Below are 16,002 nucleotides of genomic sequence, written 5' to 3' on the forward strand. Positions count from 1 at the left end.
TCGGCAGCCTCCGCCGCGAGGTACTCGACCACATACTCGTCATGGGAGAGGCGCATGCCCGGCAGGTGCTCGCGGCCTACCAGAGGCACCACAACGAGCATCGGCCCCAGCAGGCGCGCAACCAGCTACCACCCGATGCCCAGAAACAGCCCACCGCGATAGACAGCGGCGCCCACAAGCTGCTGCACACCCGGATCCTCGGTGGCCTCATCAACGAGTACAGATACGCCGCGTGACCTGCGGCGACGACTTTTCGAGCGGCACACGACATGCGTTTCCGGCCAGAGTCCGGCCGTCACGACCGGGCCGTCCCTGCGATGATGACGGTCATGACGTCCGCGCTTCCGATGCGGTGGAGGACGAGTGGGCAGTGGCCGTGCTCCGTGGTCCGGACCGCGGAGCACGCGCGGCCTCGGTCCGGCCGCCAGTCACCGGATCCAGATGCCGGAGGAAGAGAACCGTGAGCTCCGACACGCACCACCGGATCGCCATGCTCGTCTACGACGGGGTGAAACTTCTGGACGTCTCAGGCCCCGCCGAGGTGTTTGCTGAGGCGAATCGACTTGGAGCCGACTATCGGATCACCCTGCTGTCGACGACCGGTGCCGACGTCACGTCGTCGGTCGGCATACGGATCACCGTCGACGGCAGCCCCGACTCCGAGCCGGCTCCGGACACGCTCGTGGTGCCGGGCGGCGACATCTATCCCAGGACTCCCGTCACGCGCGATCTGGTCGAGGCAGCGAGGGACCTGGCGGCCCGCTCCGGCCGTGTCGCCTCCGTCTGCTCCGGGGCGTTCGTCCTGGCTGCCACCGGCCTGCTGGACGGAAAGCGTGCCACCACTCACTGGAAGGTCACCGGCGAACTCGCCGCCCGGTGTCCGAAGACCCGTGTCGAGCCCGACGCCATCTACGTACGCGACGGCACCACCTACATGTCGGCGGGCGTCTCCGCCGGCATCGACCTGGCGCTGGCTCTCGTGGAGGAGGACCACGGCCCCGAACTCAGCCGGGACGTCGCCCGTGCCCTGGTGGTCTACCTGCAACGCGCGGGCGGTCAGTCGCAGTTCTCCGCTCCGCTGCAGGCCCCGCCACCCAGGTCTCCCGCGCTGCGCAGAGTCGTCGACCTGGTCCAGGCGGATCCTGCGGGTAATCACTCCCTCGGCGAACTCGCCAAGCATCTCAATGTCAGCCCCCGCCATCTCACGCGGCTGTTCCGTGAGGAGCTGTCCACCACGCCGGCCCGGTACGTCGAGTCGATCCGGTTCGACCTCGCCAAGGCATTCCTCGATCAGGGGCATTCCGCGACCCAGGCAGCCGCCTTGGCGGGATTCCCCAGCTACGAGAGTCTGCGCCGGGTCTTCGCACGGGAGTTGTCCATGAGTCCCACTGCCTATCAACGCCGCTTCGGCACGGCTCGCCGCGCGCAGGCGGGGGCGTGACGATCAGCCTTGTGCGCGGCGGCCCGTTTGTTCGGGGACGTCGAAGTCGTGCGTTGTCGCGAACCGGGCGCGGTAGTGGCTGGGTGAGACACCGAGCCGGGCCATGAACGCCCGTCGCAGCGTCTCGGGACTGCCGAACCCGGCGGCGCGGGCGCTCTCGGACACGCTGTGACCGGCGTCGAGCAGGGCCTTTGCGTGATCCAGCCGCACGTGTTCGACGAACCTGGCCGGGGTCCTGCCGAGCTCGGCGTTGAACAGACGGGTGAGATGCCGGGGGCTGACACCGACGAGGGCCGCCAGCGAATCCGTACTGTGCTCGAGCGCGGGATGCGCCGAGACGAGGTCGACGACTGCCCGCAGTGCGGGCGTGCGTGGCACGCTCACCTTCAGCGGCGCAGAGAACTGGGACTGCCCTCCGGGGCGCTGCATGAACATGACCAGGTTCCGGGCGACGTCACGTGCCAGATCCGCACCCTGGTCGCGTTCGACCAGGGAAAGCGCAAGGTCGATGCCGGCCGTGACGCCCGCCGAGGTGAAGATGCCACGGTCCTCGACGAAGAGGGAATCGGGCTCGACGCGAATGTCGGGGTAGGCGCGCGCGAGCAGCTGGGCGTGACGCCAGTGAGTGGTCGCGCGGTGCCCCGAGAGCAGGCCTGCGGCAGCGAGAACGAACGAGCCGGTGCAAATGGAGACGAGCCTGCGTGTGCGGGCGCGCAGCAGCCGGACGGCCTCCGTCAGATCCGACGGGATCGGCTCGGTGACGAGTGGATCCGCACCCGGGACGACAAGTGTGTCGGCGTCGACCTCTGCCGCGGCCGCGTCGACGGGCAGGCGCGTACCGATTGAGGTGCGTACCGGCTCGCCGGACGACGAGGTGTAGCGCAGCGAGTAACAGGCGCCGAGAGTGTTGGCTTCCGCAAACACCTCCGCGGGGCCGGAGACGTCGAGCATCTTCACTCCGTCGAACACGAGGAAGGCGACACGATGGACGGTCATGCGGTTGTCGGTTCCTTTCCTCGATCACATTCCTTGATCAAATCACGGCGTCCGAGAGCGGGGGAGTCCCTCGCCGTCCGGACCGGTCCAACTCGCGGCGCAACGGGCCGCTCGGTGGGCCGGCCTGGGCCAAGAGCGCCGGCCGGCCCCTCGCCGACTGCTGGCCGACCCGCGACGTTGCCATGATCGCGAATCAGGTCACTCGGGCCAGGCGTTGGACCGTATGACATCGACGAAGTCCTTGCGCTGGAAGGTGGGGTCGAAGTGTGCCAGGACGTCGTCGTTCATGGTGCCGAACGTGGTGTCCGGCCGGTCGGCCATGCCGTCGTAGAAGGCTTGGAGAATGCGGTTCTTGAAATCCGGTCTTGGATGGGCGGCGACGACCTCGGCGCGTTGTACCGGGGTGATCTGCTCGAGGTTCAGGCCCAGGACGTCGGTCTCGACGCCGAGCGTCACCACGGCGACTTCGGGCGCGAGGTGGAGGGGAACCTCCGGTGTGGTGTGCAGCGCGATGGCAAGCCAGACGTTTCGTGCCTCCTCCTCGCTGCGCCCGTGGTCACGCAGGAAGCCGTACGCCGCCTCGGCGCCGTCGAGCTCGAAGCGGCGGTCCTTCGTGCGGTGGTCGGCCGTCAGCCCGAGATCGTGGAAGAGGCCGCCGACGTAGGCGAGTTCGGGGTCGACCTCGAGTCCCCGGACAGCGGTCTTGAGCATTCCCCACAGGAACACCCTGCGGGAGTGGTGGAACAGCGTGTCGTCGGCCGACTGGCGTACCAGAGCGGTCGCCTCGTGGACCAGGGCGGTGTCCGGGACCGTGATCCCGGCAATCGTTTCGGGCATGGGGACTCCTGAAGGGGAAGGTCGAGGAATGGGTCGCATCCGATTCATCTCCACGGTCCCCATCCGGTCCGGTAGCCGGAAGTGTCCAAACGGACATGCATCCCACAGATCCGGACGCAGGCTCTGCGGGCGGCGATAGCCGACCGGCTCCGGGCCCGGCCACGGAACGAACTTCCCGTGGCCGAGTAAGTGCGGGGACGCGAGCTTGTCGGCCGCCTGTGCGTGGTGCGGACATCGACAGCACAACGGCCTGCGACCGGTCCCGGCTGTGGAGCGCTTGGCGGGCCGGGACCGGGTACGGTGCTCGGCTGCTTTGACGGGGGATGCGGCGCGCCGCGGCCTCGCTCGGCCGGCCCTGCCCTGCTCCGGACCGGTTACCGGCTGGGCAGGAGCCGTGCCGGCAGGACACAGGCGTCGAGGGCGAGGCGGCCGTCCGTGAAGGCGTCGGCCCCCCAACAGCCGGTGCACATTGAGCAGGGAGAACATGGTGCGGTCGCTGAGGAAAGCCTGCCCGAACGCGGCGGGCAGCCGCTGCTCCAGATCGCCGCGCCCCCGCTCGGCCAGCGTCTGCGCGATGTGAGCGCCGAGGATATCCGCGAGTGGCTTGTTCTCAGGGATGTTCAGCGTTGTGGTGAGGTGCTTCTCCAGCGGGGTTGCCTCGGGTTCGGCCAGGCGTACGACATGGAAGTACGGCACCCGTGAGGGGTCGACGCCGTTCGCGTACATCTGCTCGACCAACTGCTCCGAGCGGCCCGCGCCACTGTCCAGCAGCTGACGTTTTCAGTGGGCATGTTGTCCCAGGTCATGATGCTGCTCTCGTGAGCACAGGGATCGAGGACGGCGGACACCTGAGGTGTCGTCCGCGTGGGGTGGTACGCGCCTCGCGGTCGACGGTCCTGCTGCGGCTCTCTGTCTGAGCCTTCTCCCCTCACCGCATCCCGATCGCGGACAGTTGTTCCACCTGCTGCGCCGACAAGGCTGCGGCCCTGTCGTGCTGGTGGTGCGACCCTTCCCGGGTCGTGTCGTCGTGCTCAGGTGCGGGTGAAGTCCGGCTGGGTCAGGTCGGCGATGCGGGTGGCGCGTCCGAGCAGGGCGACCTCGCGGAACTGCCATAGCAGGGCGCCGGTCGGGGCGTGGATCACCATGCCCCGTCGCAGCGGCATCTGCAGCAGCGGTCGGCCCTGCGGATCCGTCCGCCAGCGCGGAACGTCCGGATCCGTGAGCCAGCGCAGCGGGATCGGGTGCAGGGAGTGGACCTCGTCAGGGTTGCGTTCCAGTCGTAGCGGGAGCCGCGGCAGTACCACTACGGGTGTGATGACGAATCCCGAGTCGGTGACGAAGTCGTCCAGCTGTCCTGCCACTTCGGCCGGGTCGGCGTAGATGCCGGTCTCTTCGGCGAGTTCGCGCAGCGCCGCTTGCTGCGGGGTCTCGGTGCCGTCGAGCCGGCCGCCGGGCAGCGCCCACTGGCCCGCGTTGCGGCCGCGGGCGACCCGTTTGATCAGCAGCACGTGGGGTTCGCCGCGGTGCGGGTGGAGGGTGAGGCATACGCCCGCGCGACGGGCGTTGGGCGGTGGCGCCGCGGTACGCCGGTGGAAGGCGGCGAGGTGGGCGCGGACCTGCTCCTCCAGCCGGTCCATCCCGCTTACCTCCGGCTCGTATGGATCAGGCGCCGGCATGTTCCACCTGGTTCGTGGGCGCGTTCTTAGGCGCGAGGAGCTCGCGGTCGATGAAGTCCAGCAGGACGCTCCGCATCCGCTCGGGCGTCACTCCAGGCGCCCCGGTCAGTACCTGGATGGCCAGGCCGTCGGTGAGCGCGGTGAGGCCGAGCGCGAGCTGTTCGGCGTCGGTGTCGGCCCGGAACTGCCCCTGGTGCTGGCCCCGGCGCACGATGCGGACCACGGCCTCGCGCCAGCGGGCGTAGAAGTCGTTGTGGATGGAGCGCAGTTCGGGGCGCAGGGCGGTCTCGGCCCAGAACTGCAGCCAGACCAGCCATTCGTTCCGGACCCGGCCGCCGGCCGGAAGCTGCATGTCGATCAGCCGCAGCAGCCGTGCGTGTGCGCTGTCCACGCTTCTCAGCTCGTCGCTCTGCCGCTCGAAGGCGCTCTCGACGCAGTGCAGCAGAGCGGCGTTGAGGACGTCCTGCTTGGTGGGGAAGTAGTAGTGCACGGCGCCGCTGCTGGTGCCGCAGGCGCGGGCGATGTCGGCGATCCGTACGGCGTGGTAGCCGTGTTGCGAGATCAGCCGCCAGGCGGCCTCGCGGAACTCGGTACGGCGCGCGTCCGTCCGGTCCGGGTCGCCGGGCGTTGTCCGTGAGCGCCGGGTGAGTACGGCCGTCCCCGTGCCGTTCGGTACGCCCATCCCGCAGGCGGAGCCCCACCGGGTGCGCCTGCCAGACGGCGTACGGCTGCACACCGAGGTCCACCTGCCCCCGTCGCCCACGCGGCGCCCGCGGCTGGCGGCGGTGCTGATCCGCACCCCCTACGACAAGACGCACCCGGACACCCTGCTGCCGGACATCGCGGCCCGGCTGACCGAGGCCGGACTCGCCGTGCTGACGCAGGACGTCCGCGGCAAGATCCGCTCCGAGGGACGGCCGGTCCCCTTCACCGCGGAAGTCGCCGACGCCTGGGACACCCTGGACTGGATCACCGCCCAGCCCTGGTCCAACAGCACGGTGGGCTGCTGGGGCAACTCCTCCTACGGCTTCACCGCCTGGGCCGCGGCCGCGTCCGGCCACCCGGCCCTACGCGCACTCGTGTCCCGCCTGACCACCACCGACATCGGCAAAGAACTCGTCCACCGGGGCGGGGTGTTCAGGCTCGGGCCCATGGTGGAGTGGCTGACGTCCACCTGGGCCGGCCGCGCCAATGTCCTGCCCGCCCCCGACTGGTCCCGGCGGCCGCTCGCCGAACTGCTCGACGCCCTGCCCGACACCGGCTCCCCGCTGCCGCCGGCCCAGTGGGCCACCGCAACCCCCGGCGACGCGCGCCGGCGGCAGCTGGCGTTCGGCGGCCGCGACCCGGGGCACGGGCGGATACCCACCCTGCACTGCACGGGCTGGTACGACCTGTTCCAGGGCGGCCAGCTGCGCGACTGGCAGCGGGCCCGAAGCTCCGCGAGCGCACCGCAACACCTGCTCGCCGGCGCCACCGACCACCAGGACGACCTGTTCACCCCGAACGGGCGCAGCCCCGACCACCTCACCGATCCGGCCGCGCGCAAGGCCATGCTGGACCGCTCACTCAGCCCGGCGACCGACTTCCTGCTGCGGCACCTCGCAAGGGGCGCAGCAGGGGCGTCGCTGCCGCCCGTCCGCTGGCAGAGCACGAGCGGCAGGTGGCATACGGCCGGTGCCGGCCCCCGCCCGGAGCGGTCAGCGTCCGGCTCCACCTCGTCGACGCATCTGCCGCGGCCACCAGGCCCGCAGGGCGGAGCGCTCCTCCGCACGGCCCGACACCACGCCGCACACGGCGAGGTGGGACCACGACCCCGCGAACCCCGTACCGACCACCGACCTCAACTGGTGGCGCCCCCTGCTCGCACTGCCTAACGAGCGGACGGTCGAGCGCAGGCCGGACGTCCTGACGTTCACCGGCCCCGCCTTTGGCGAGGCGCTGCAACGGGCCGGCCCGGTCCGGCTGGTGCTGCCGGTCACTTCCACCGCGGCCGTCGGCCACCTCGTCGTCAAGCTCTGCGAGGTGGCGCCCGACGGCACCAGCCGACGCATCCTCGAGGCGCCGTACCGGCTGTCCGGCGCCCACGAGTGGCACCGGATCCCCATCCACCTCGGCGACGCGGGACATCGTGTGCCACCGGGCCACCGGCTCCGCGTCCAGCTGGCCTCCAGCTGCTTCCCCCTCTACCTCCCGCACAGCGAAGGCACCGCGCACCCATGGCGGGCGCACCGCCCCACCGGCAGCACCCAATGGCTGCTGACCGGCGGGCACGACGGCGCCCACCTGGAGCTCACCGTGCTCCCCAGGCCTACGTACTCCTGAAGGAACGAACGACCCTATGGACACCATCCGCCGTATCGGCGTCGTGGGCGCCGGACTGATGGGCTCCGGCATCGCCGAGATCTGCGCCAGGACCGGGCTGGACGTTCTCGTCGCCGAGAGGGGCCCCACCGCACTGGCCGCCGGCCGACGGCGCGTCGAACGGTCCCTCGCACGCGGCGTCAGCAGCAAAAAACTGTCGCACGCGGACCGCGAACGGGCGCTCACCCACCTGCGCTTCACCACCGACCTCGGCGAGTTCACCGACCGGGATCTGGTCGTCGAGGCCGCAGCCGAGACCGAACGGATCAAAATCGACGTATTCGCCACCCTCGACAAGGTCGTGCAGCGCGAGGACGCCGTCCTCGCCTCCAACACCTCCTCGATACCGATCACGAAGCTCGCCATGGCCACGGCACGGCCCGAGCAGGTCGTCGGCATCCACTTCTTCAACCCGGTGCCGGTGCTCCCCCTGGTGGAACTCGTGCCGTCCCTGCTCACCGGCGAGGACACGCAGCGGCGTGCGGAGCACTTCGTCACCGCCGTGCTGGGCAAACACATCATCCGTTCCACCGACTGCGCCGGCTTGGTGGTGAACGCGCTGCTCATCCCGTACCTGCTCTCCGCAGTCCGGATGCTGGAGTCCGGCTTCGCCTCCGCCGCGGACATCGACCAGGCCATGGTGCTCGGCTGCGCGCACCCGATGGGCCCGCTGGCACTCGCCGACCTGATCGGACTGGACACGACGCACGCGATCGCCGAATCGATGTACACCGAGTTCAAGGAACCGCTGTACTCGCCGCCTCCGCTGCTGCTGCGCATGGTCGAGGCCGGTCTGCTCGGCAAGAAGAGCGGCCGAGGCTTCCACGACTACGCGACCGCGTAGGCCGCAGCGGCGGCCACCCGGCCCTGACAGCAGCGCCGGGTGGTCCGCGACCACCGTGCAGGAGCCTGGAGCGATCTCGGTGAAGCCCCGCATCCCGGACGACCGGGAGCCCGCTCGCCATGAGCGAACCAGTCTGCTACGAGCTGCGCCGGTCGGCCGAGATCGGCCGGCAACTGCTGCGGGACGCCGCCGACCTGCTCCAAACCCAGGACGCCGGCTCTGCGCGGCCATCGTCGACCGCCTCACCTTCAACGGCACCATCATCGAGACCGGCACTGACCCCTATCGCCTCGCCAGCACACGAGCCCGGGCTGAGGAACCAGCCAAGGTCGGCTGAGTCATCGGAGAGGCCGGTGTCCACGGCCGCCACGGCGGCAAGCCCACCTGGGGCCCACCCGGCCACGCCGCACTGCGACGCCTCATCGCAACGGTCCGCTGAACGACTGAACTGGGCCGAGCAGGCCGTCGGAGCAATGTCGGCCTTTCCTACCGGACATCGGAACGAAGGCCGGTGCTAAAAGAGTGTTGTATGTGGGTTCAGCGAGTGATCGAACTGACCGGGTGGGAGCCACTCGGGATCTATGTCGACTGGGCGGCGATCGAGGGAGAGCTGGGGGTTGCGCTGCCGGCGGACTACAAGGAGCTCTACGAGGTGTTCGGCGGCGGCGTCTTCAGTGATTCCCTCTACTTTCTGGGGCGCGACGAAGGCCCCGCGTTCGACTTCCTGACACAGTGGCGAGTCGACCTGTCGGTCGACCAGGACAGCAAGCTCGGAAACGTCTCCGCCGTCGAGCCCTATGCGATCTACGCGCCGGGCAGCAAGGGGCTGGTTGAGTGGGGCTCCACCGAATGGGCCGACGAGTACTTCTGGCTGATCGATGCCGAGCGGCCGGGCGAGTACCCCGTCCTCGCGCGGTCCAATGACGTCGGCGCATGGCACCGATACGACATGTCCACCTCGGAGTTCCTCTACCGCGTCCTTGCCGATGCCGATTTCCAGCCGTTCGGGATCGCGCAGTACGACCTCGGCACGACGTTCAAGCCCGGCTCCGACGACCCCTTCGACGGCCAGCCACTGTGACGAGAGGCTGGCCGTCCCACGTTCGTGGACACGACAGTGCCGTCGTTTCTCATCGAGATCCGTGAGCCAGGTGATCACCAACCGCCTCCGGAAGCCGGTCGCCAAACGCTGGCCCTAGAGATCAACGAAGCCAACACCCGCGCCGGGCACCGTACGGCTGACGTTGACGGGGCCCAGGCCCGCGACCCGGACGCCCACGGGGCTCGGCCATGCATGGCTCGCTTGAGCGTTTTCGCCCCCTTCACGTGTCCTGCGACGACACCGGAACTCCAGGGAAGGGGTGAGCCCGGCAGTAGCGAGCTGCTGGACCGCACCTTGGCCTGGAACCAGCGGCAGCTCTTGCGTGTACTGCGCGAGTTCGAGGACTTCTACAACGGGCATCGACCCCACCGGACGCTCGGCCACGCCGCGCCGCTGCGCGCACTTCCCGCACAGATCAAAGATCAGGACCGGATCACTCGTCTCGACGTCCGTCGACACGATCGAGTCGGCGGAGTCCTCCAAGAGTACCGACATGCCGCATGACCAGCACCGATGCTTTATCGGCACCCGCACTGCCGGCAGCAGCGCCTGGTACTCGGAACGCCCGGTGCACCGGGTGCTCGTCCCAGCCCAGGGAGGGCAAAGCTCGTTCCATGAGATGGCCGGGCCGGTGGTGTACGGGCAGAGTCATCGCGGTTCACCCCGCGAAACGACGGCATTCGGGTCATCTCCGTGCTGGGGGTATCCGCCACGGCCCGCGAATCGGGCCGGCCGACGACCGGCTCCAGGGCCTCGGGGGCGTGGACTTGTCTGATCAGCAGTGCCTGTCATCCCTTCGGGTGAATCCGCTCCAGCGCCTTCGTGCCTGATCAGTGGCGTGCTCGTTGTTCCCAGCAGGATGGCAGGCATGGGCCACTGGGTGTACGAGTTCTCGGGTTGCCCCGACTCGGGGGACTACCAGCAGATCGCGGATGATCAGGAGCCGGGCGATGTGGTGCTGCGTGAACGCCCGGGCGGTCTTGGCGTCGTGGACGGGTTCGTGCGGGAGAGCGTTGACGACATGATGATGGTGGCCCGCTTCCGGTGGGTGGCCAGCGGAGACCCGTCCGTGGTGGCACCAGCGGTGCTGCAGGCATCCGGACGTCCTCTCCTCACACGGCGGGATGCGTGACCGGTGGGTACGGGCAGCGAGCTGGCTGTCGGCGAGTCCGCTTGAGGGGTGTCCCGAGCCGGCTTTCGAGACTGCCGTCGTGGCTGTGCGCGACGGTCGTCGCGCACAGCCGTTCTCCTACTCCTCTGTAGCGGGTTCTTCGGCCCCGGTTTCCTCGGCTGTGGTGGGGGTGGGTTCTTCGGCCCCGGTTTCCTCGGCTGTGGTGGGGGTGGGTTCTTCGGCCCCGGTTTCCTCGGCCGCGGCAGGGGTGGGTTCTTCTTCTTCTTCTTCTGCTTCCGTCTCCGCCGCCTCGGGGGTCGGCTCTTCGCCCTCCGCAGGGCCGGCCTCAGTCGTGGCCGGTGACTCCTCGGGGGTGGTCTCCGCCTCTGTTCCTTCGGCCGCAGTGGGCTCCTGCTCGGTGTCGCTCACGTGCTCACCGCCTTTCCGTACTGACAGGCAGGAAGAGGCTCAGGTGTCGCCTGGTCGGACGACCGTCATGACGCGGAATTCATTACTCATGATGTCACCGAACCGCATGATTTGAGGCTTATCGCGAGGCCATCGGGAATACTCCGAACCGTGCCGTAGGCCGCTGTGATCAACCCCGACGGCGGACGGCGGGGTCAGACGCGGCGACGCGCGCGGCGACGGCGTCGACGCTCGCGAGAGGCGCGAAAAGGGACAAGGACAGCAGGGCGGTGGTGGCCAGACGCCGCCACGAGCGCGAAGTGATCACGAGAAGACGCCTACCGGCAACACCTACTGGCCGATGGGATCGCCGCTCTGATGTGGTGTGTCCCCAGCCCGGGATTGACGAAGCTGGGCGTACTGGGGTGCCCCGCCCCGACGCAGCCGCACGACCCTGCGCCTGCCGAATACTCATCCGCTCTGGTGGGAGGCAGTGTGCCTCGGTCACCGGGCCCCGACCGCGTCGCCGGAAGTGTCAAAGTCAGCAGCCTAGCCGCCCTATGGATCAAGGCGGCATGATGATCGACCGTGCTGCTGAAACTGGCCTACCTCGGCGTCATGAATGCCCTCGCCCTCCTGCGATTGCTCCCGATGAGCGACCGCGAGAAGGACACCGAGATACTCGCCTTGCGTCACCAGATCACGGTGCTGGAACGCCAACTCGGCGAGAACAGAGTCCGGTTCACCCCCGGCGACCGGGCGTTCCTGGCAGCTCTCCTTTGTCGGCTGCCGCTCGACGCTCTCCGCAGCATACGGCTACTGGTGCGCCCCGAGACGGTGCTGCGCCGGCACCGCGAACTCATCGCACGCCGCCACGCTGCGGCCTCCCACCCCAGGCGCCCCGGCAGGCCGCGGACCATACGCTCCTGAACATCGTCCGTGTCCACCGCCGCTGGGGCATGGTCAACATCCCCAAGGTGGGCCGGGTTCGCTTCCGCTGGACCAAAGACCTCCCCGTGGGCAGGCGAGCCAACACCGATAACCGGATCACCGGCGCCCGGCTGGTCAAGGACGCTTTGGGCTGGCACATCGCCTTCCGCGTCCAGACCCTCGAAGCCAAGCCGCAACCCCACCAGGGCCCGGAAGTCGGCATCGACGCCGGAGTGAACATCCCCCTCGCCCTGTCCAACAAGGACCACCAGGACCACGGACGTCCCCCGCGCCTGCCGGACCAAACCGCCGACCGGGACAAGTGGCTCACCGAGAAGGAGAAGGCCAAGCTCCTCACGCTGGAGCGGCAGGCCGCACACCAGAGGTCTTTCCGCAAGAAGGGGGAGAAGACCTCCCGCCGCTTGCAGCACACCTACGACCAGATCAAGCAGCTCCGAGCAAAAGCCACGCGACGAGCCTTGGACTGGCAGCACCAGACGACCACCTACCTCGCCCGCACCTACGGCACGGTCGTGGTCGAACAGCTCAACATCCTCGGCATGACCAAAGCGCCCAAGCCGAAGCCCGACCCCGACAACGAAGGCAATTACCTGCGCAACGGGGCCAAGGCCAAGGCCGGTACGAACCGCTCCCTCACCCAAGAGGCGTGGGGGCGGACGGTCATGATGCTGACGTACAAGCTCGCCCGGTGCGGCGGCGAGCTGGTCAGGGTACCGGCCCCGTACACCTCTCAGCGATGCTCGGCGTGCGGCTTCATCACGCCAGGCAGCCGAGAGACCCAAGAGCTGTTCGCGTGCAAGAACACCGAGTGTGGATGGACCGCAAACGCCGACTGGAACGCGGCCCGGAACATCCTGCACCTGTATCGGATCGGCCACGTCATCACGGAGATCCCGGCCGCCGGAAGGCGCGGTCGCAGGGCGGGTAAAACCGTCAAACCTGTCGCCGAAAGGTAGACGGGAATCCCCTTCCCGAGCTTGCGAAGGGAGGGGAGAACTTCAAGACTCGGCGTATCAGGAGGTCGGCGCCTGGCGGGTGGTCGACTCCTGAGCGCCTTCTCCCGCGCTCCGTGCCGCCTCCCGAAGGGCCCGGCGGCACAGGGCGTCCGCCCGGCGTGTGGTCTCCGGCAGCCGGTAGCGCGGGGTCAGGGCCAGCGTGTGGGCCACGGCATTGTCCAGGCTCACCCGGTGGCCGACGGAGACGAAGACCGGTTTGACGCCGTCCCGGGTGCGCAGCGCCCGCCCGACCTCCTCGTGCCCCGCGAGCAGCGGGGCACAGGCACCCCGCGCCGGGTCCGGATCGTCGTACGTGAAGGTGAACGGGTTCTTGGCGACGCCGATGACCGGCAGGCCGGTGAGCACGCCGAGGTGGCTCGCGAGGCCGAAGCGGCGCGGATGGGCCAGGCCGTAGCCGTCGCACACGACCAATTCGGGCGGGCACGGCAGCCGGTCCAGGGCGGCCCGGACGGTGGGGATCTCGCGGAAGGCGAGCAGGCCGGGCACATACGGGAAGGAGACCCGGCCGACGGCCGTCGCCTCGGCCACCACGTCCAGGGTGGCGGCGTCCAGCACGACGGCCGCGGCCGTGACGAGGTCGAGCTCGTCGTCGTAGGCGACGTCGACCCCGGTCACCCGGCCCGTGCCCGGCTCGGGTCCGCGCTCGTCGAGCACCACCCGCCCGCGCAGCTCGTCCTGCACCGCGCGGGCCTCTTCCTCGGTCGCGGGCCAGCCCGCGGGTACGCCAACGGTCGTCATGGTGACGTCGACTGTACGATCCCGGAGGCCGTTGTCGGAGCCAAGGGGTACGCTCGCGATCATGTTCGTGCTGGACCTGACCTACACCGCACCTCTCGACGCCGTCGACGCGCTGCTGCCGGACCATGTGGCGTGGCTCGAGGAGCAGTACGAGAAGGGCTTCTTCCTGGCCTCCGGGCGCAAGAACCCCCGGGACGGCGGGGTGATCCTCGCCGTCGCCGGGGACCGCGCCCGGATCGAGGAGATCGTGGCGGGCGACCCGTTCGCCGTCGGCGGCGTGTGCACGTACCGCATCACGGAGTTCACCGCCACGAAGACGGCTCCGGAGCTGGCCCGCCACCGGCAGACACTCGACTGACCGCCGCTCATCCCTTCTTGGCGTTCAGCGCGCGCTGCAGCTCGTCCTTGTTCATGTGCGAACGGCCCTCGATGCCGCGCTGCTTCGCCTCGTTGTACAGCTGGTCGCGGGTCGGGCCCTGGGAGCCGACCCGGTTGCCCGACCGCTGACCGCCGCGCTTGCTGGACGACATGTCCTGCTTCGAGCTGCGGCTCGCGGTGCTGGACTCGCCGGAGCGGGCGCGTTCCTTGTTCACGGTCCGCGCGGCGATCTCCTTGGCGCGCCCGGTGCTCTCGCCCCGGTCCTGCGCGCTCTTCTTGATGTGCTCGTACTGACGCTCGCGCTTGGAGCTGGAACCCGCGGGCATGATGGCTCCCTTCGTCACGGTTCCCGTGCGATCCGAGTACCCGGTTCCGGCCGCTCACCTCATCGTTCCAGCCGCGCGACCCTCCCCTGCTCGCCGGCTGCCCAGCAACTGAGGTCGGGCGTGCAGTCCACGGTGTCGTACGAGCCGGTGTCGATCGTGCGCCAGCTGCGCCCGGCGTCGGTGGTGAGGTCGGTGCCGGTGGGGCCGACGGCGAGCGCGGCGGTGCGGCTGTGCGGCAGCCAGGCGGCCCCGGAGCGGTAGGCGGGCGGGGGCGTGACGGCCGGTGCCCAGGTGCGGCCGCCGTCGCCGGTGACCGCGGCGGCGTGCGGCGAGGCCTGGTCGGGGCGGTAGTCGCCGCCGACGGCGAGGCCGTGGTCGCGGTCGCGGAAAGCGAGTGCGAAGACCCCCTTGGCCGGATCGCCGGCCGGGACCGGCGTGTCGGCGGCCGTCCAGGTCAGTCCGCGGTCGGCGGAGTGCAGCACGCGCGCGTGGGCGCCGCCGCCGGTGGCCAGCCAGACGTCCTTCGGGCCCGAGGTGACCAGGCACTGGCCGCTCGCGGCGAAGCCCGCCTCGCCGTCCAGTGCGGGCGGCATGCCCGTTGAGGGCAGCACCCGCCAGGAGCGCCCGCCGTCGCTCGTGGACAGGATGCGGAACCTGCCGTCCACGGGGTCGCTCATCGCGAGGCCGTGCCGGCGGTCGAAGAACGCCAGGCAGTCGTAGAACGCCTTCGGGTCGGTGTTGCGGAAGGACTCCGTCCAGGTCGCCCCGCCGTCGTCGGTGCGGTACACGCGGGAGGCCTCGCTCTCGCCGATGGCCAGCACCACGGCGCGCCGCGCGTCGAACGCCTCGACGTCTCGGAACTGCAGATCGGCCGCGCCCGGCGGAGAGACGTTGCGCCAGCTCGCTCCGCCGTCGGTGGTGCGCAGCACCGTGCCGCCGGTGCCGGCCAGCCAGGCGGTGTGCCGGTCGACGGCCGCGAGGCCCCGGAAGCGGACCTGCGGGGTGCCCGGGTCCTTCGGCGCCCAGTGCGGACTGCCCTGCCCGAGGGGCTTCGCCTCGGCGGCGGGCACGGTCAGCGCGGCCAGCGCCGCCCCGCACGCCACTCCCGCCGCCACCAGCCTGCTCCTGCGTCCTCTGCGTCGCGTGCTCCCCAAGCGCCTCATGGCGGGCGAAGCTAGCCCACCCGGCCGACGCCGTCCAGAGGCCAACTGCCGTCCGCAGCAAGCGGAAACGAGCGGACCCGCGCCGTGCATGAACGCGGTGACCGAGGTCACTCGTGCTTCCTGTGCACGGATCGGCCGGATCCGTCGTCTCTTCCGGTGCCGGGTGTCGCGCACCCGGACGTAGTCCAGCCGTCACGAGGGAGCAAGGCGTTGTCCACCGTCATCGAGCAGCCCGTAGAGGCCCGTCTCGTCGCCGCCGCACCGCGCATGCCGAGCATTCCCGCGACGCTGCGCTACGACCGGCGCGATCCGTTCGCCGTCGTCATGACCTTCCCGGCCCCGGCCACCCTCGAAGGGGTCGAGGTGTGCTGGACGTTCTCCCGCGAGCTGCTCACGGCCGGGCTTCTGGGGCCGGAGGGGCACGGGGACGTCCGGGTGCGGCCGTACGGCTACGACCGCACGGTGCTGGAGTTCCACGCCCCCGAGGGCACCGCGATCGTGCACGTGCGCTCGGGGGAGATCCGGCGCTTCCTGGAGTCGACCGGCGAGCTCGTCCCCGTCGGCCTCGAACACCTCCAGCTCGACCTGGACCACGACCTGGCCGAACTGATGCGGGACGCCTGCTGAGCGGTTGGCGCGCGAGGCCGAGCGCCA

Annotated in this window: 18 protein-coding genes and 5 pseudogenes; 13 read left to right on the forward strand and 10 right to left on the reverse strand. The window is 69.9% G+C overall.

Going from position 1 to position 16,002, the window contains the following annotated elements; translation table 11 throughout:
- A pseudogene (locus ACIBJF_RS17965) lies at positions 1-236 on the forward strand (integrase); the annotation flags it as partial.
- 224 nt (positions 237-460) lie between these two features.
- The gene (locus ACIBJF_RS17970) at positions 461-1,441 is read left to right on the forward strand and encodes a GlxA family transcriptional regulator (RefSeq protein ID WP_399174657.1); all 981 of its coding nucleotides are present in this window, start codon (positions 461-463) and stop codon (positions 1,439-1,441) included.
- A 3-nt stretch (positions 1,442-1,444) separates the two neighbouring features.
- Here the strand turns inward: ACIBJF_RS17970 and ACIBJF_RS17975 are convergent, their stop codons facing one another.
- The gene (locus tag ACIBJF_RS17975) at positions 1,445-2,437 is read right to left on the reverse strand and encodes a GlxA family transcriptional regulator (RefSeq protein ID WP_399174659.1); all 993 of its coding nucleotides are present in this window, start codon (positions 2,435-2,437) and stop codon (positions 1,445-1,447) included.
- Positions 2,438-2,635: 198 nt separating this feature from the next.
- Positions 2,636-3,274, reverse strand: coding sequence for an HD domain-containing protein (locus ACIBJF_RS17980; protein ID WP_399174661.1), 639 nt, complete (start codon positions 3,272-3,274; stop codon positions 2,636-2,638).
- A gap of 435 nt (positions 3,275-3,709) precedes the next feature.
- Here ACIBJF_RS17980 and ACIBJF_RS17985 point away from each other — a divergent pair, with 435 nt between their 5' ends.
- Positions 3,710-3,976, forward strand: a complete 267-nt coding sequence (locus ACIBJF_RS17985; protein ID WP_399174663.1) for a hypothetical protein — start codon at positions 3,710-3,712, stop codon at positions 3,974-3,976.
- Between the two features lie 329 nt (positions 3,977-4,305).
- Here the strand turns inward: ACIBJF_RS17985 and ACIBJF_RS17990 are convergent, their stop codons facing one another.
- Positions 4,306-4,911 carry an NUDIX hydrolase gene (locus ACIBJF_RS17990; RefSeq protein WP_399174664.1) on the reverse strand — a complete coding sequence of 202 codons (606 nt, stop codon included), beginning with the start codon at positions 4,909-4,911 and terminating at the stop codon, positions 4,306-4,308.
- Between the two features lie 25 nt (positions 4,912-4,936).
- A complete protein-coding gene (locus ACIBJF_RS17995) occupies positions 4,937-5,632 on the reverse strand; it encodes a TetR/AcrR family transcriptional regulator (RefSeq protein WP_399174666.1) in 696 nt (231 codons plus the stop codon).
- Positions 5,633-5,654: 22 nt separating this feature from the next.
- Between ACIBJF_RS17995 and ACIBJF_RS18000 the strand changes: the two are divergent.
- From ACIBJF_RS18000 to ACIBJF_RS18010, 3 genes and pseudogenes are all read left to right on the forward strand, one after another.
- Positions 5,655-6,629: pseudogene (locus tag ACIBJF_RS18000) on the forward strand (CocE/NonD family hydrolase); the annotation flags it as partial.
- On the forward strand, positions 6,625-7,272 hold the full coding sequence (locus ACIBJF_RS18005) for a CocE/NonD family hydrolase (protein ID WP_399174667.1): 648 nt from the start codon (positions 6,625-6,627) through the stop codon (positions 7,270-7,272). The pseudogene ACIBJF_RS18000 and the gene ACIBJF_RS18005, both read left to right, overlap by 5 nt.
- A gap of 16 nt (positions 7,273-7,288) precedes the next feature.
- Positions 7,289-8,155 carry a 3-hydroxybutyryl-CoA dehydrogenase gene (locus ACIBJF_RS18010; protein ID WP_399174669.1) on the forward strand — a complete coding sequence of 289 codons (867 nt, stop codon included), beginning with the start codon at positions 7,289-7,291 and terminating at the stop codon, positions 8,153-8,155.
- A gap of 21 nt (positions 8,156-8,176) precedes the next feature.
- Here ACIBJF_RS18010 and ACIBJF_RS18015 read toward each other — a convergent pair.
- Positions 8,177-8,279 (reverse strand): annotated as a pseudogene (locus ACIBJF_RS18015) (peptidyl-tRNA hydrolase); the annotation flags it as partial.
- Between the two features lie 90 nt (positions 8,280-8,369).
- Between ACIBJF_RS18015 and ACIBJF_RS18020 the strand changes: the two are divergent.
- From ACIBJF_RS18020 to ACIBJF_RS18030, 3 genes and pseudogenes are all read left to right on the forward strand, one after another.
- Positions 8,370-8,492 (forward strand): annotated as a pseudogene (locus tag ACIBJF_RS18020) (AAA family ATPase); the annotation flags it as partial.
- Between the two features lie 3 nt (positions 8,493-8,495).
- A pseudogene (locus ACIBJF_RS18025) lies at positions 8,496-8,594 on the forward strand (aminoglycoside phosphotransferase); the annotation flags it as partial.
- A gap of 105 nt (positions 8,595-8,699) precedes the next feature.
- Positions 8,700-9,236 carry an SMI1/KNR4 family protein gene (locus ACIBJF_RS18030; RefSeq protein ID WP_399174671.1) on the forward strand — a complete coding sequence of 179 codons (537 nt, stop codon included), beginning with the start codon at positions 8,700-8,702 and terminating at the stop codon, positions 9,234-9,236.
- A gap of 114 nt (positions 9,237-9,350) precedes the next feature.
- Here ACIBJF_RS18030 and ACIBJF_RS18035 read toward each other — a convergent pair whose 3' ends face one another.
- Positions 9,351-9,752, reverse strand: a complete 402-nt coding sequence (locus ACIBJF_RS18035; protein ID WP_399174673.1) for a hypothetical protein — start codon at positions 9,750-9,752, stop codon at positions 9,351-9,353.
- 373 nt (positions 9,753-10,125) lie between these two features.
- On the opposite strand from ACIBJF_RS18035, the gene ACIBJF_RS18040 reads away from it, so the two are divergent.
- A complete protein-coding gene (locus tag ACIBJF_RS18040; RefSeq protein ID WP_365334828.1) occupies positions 10,126-10,389 on the forward strand; it encodes a hypothetical protein in 264 nt (87 codons plus the stop codon).
- 117 nt (positions 10,390-10,506) lie between these two features.
- On the opposite strand, the gene ACIBJF_RS18045 is transcribed toward ACIBJF_RS18040, so the two are convergent.
- A complete protein-coding gene (locus ACIBJF_RS18045) occupies positions 10,507-10,797 on the reverse strand; it encodes a hypothetical protein (RefSeq protein WP_399174675.1) in 291 nt (96 codons plus the stop codon).
- 758 nt (positions 10,798-11,555) lie between these two features.
- Here ACIBJF_RS18045 and ACIBJF_RS18050 point away from each other — a divergent pair.
- Entirely contained in the window at positions 11,556-12,683 is a 1,128-nt protein-coding gene (locus ACIBJF_RS18050) for an RNA-guided endonuclease InsQ/TnpB family protein (RefSeq protein WP_399174677.1), read from the forward strand.
- 57 nt (positions 12,684-12,740) lie between these two features.
- Here the strand turns inward: ACIBJF_RS18050 and ACIBJF_RS18055 are convergent, their stop codons facing one another.
- A complete protein-coding gene (locus ACIBJF_RS18055) occupies positions 12,741-13,481 on the reverse strand; it encodes an endonuclease V (RefSeq protein ID WP_399174679.1) in 741 nt (246 codons plus the stop codon).
- A gap of 61 nt (positions 13,482-13,542) precedes the next feature.
- On the opposite strand from ACIBJF_RS18055, the gene ACIBJF_RS18060 reads away from it, so the two are divergent.
- Positions 13,543-13,839, forward strand: a complete 297-nt coding sequence (locus ACIBJF_RS18060; protein WP_399174681.1) for a YciI family protein — start codon at positions 13,543-13,545, stop codon at positions 13,837-13,839.
- A 7-nt stretch (positions 13,840-13,846) separates the two neighbouring features.
- Here the strand turns inward: ACIBJF_RS18060 and ACIBJF_RS18065 are convergent, their stop codons facing one another.
- Together ACIBJF_RS18065 and ACIBJF_RS18070 are read right to left on the reverse strand one after the other, a co-directional pair.
- On the reverse strand, positions 13,847-14,185 hold the full coding sequence (locus tag ACIBJF_RS18065; RefSeq protein WP_399174683.1) for a plasmid stabilization protein: 339 nt from the start codon (positions 14,183-14,185) through the stop codon (positions 13,847-13,849).
- Between the two features lie 59 nt (positions 14,186-14,244).
- The gene (locus ACIBJF_RS18070; RefSeq protein ID WP_399174685.1) at positions 14,245-15,348 is read right to left on the reverse strand and encodes a WD40/YVTN/BNR-like repeat-containing protein; all 1,104 of its coding nucleotides are present in this window, start codon (positions 15,346-15,348) and stop codon (positions 14,245-14,247) included.
- 210 nt (positions 15,349-15,558) lie between these two features.
- On the opposite strand from ACIBJF_RS18070, the gene ACIBJF_RS18075 reads away from it, so the two are divergent.
- Entirely contained in the window at positions 15,559-15,975 is a 417-nt protein-coding gene (locus ACIBJF_RS18075) for an SsgA family sporulation/cell division regulator (protein ID WP_399174687.1), read from the forward strand.
- Positions 15,976-16,002: the final 27 nt, after the last annotated feature.

This window comes from Streptomyces sp. NPDC050743, from assembly GCF_044456925.1.
Classification (GTDB): domain Bacteria; phylum Actinomycetota; class Actinomycetes; order Streptomycetales; family Streptomycetaceae; genus Streptomyces.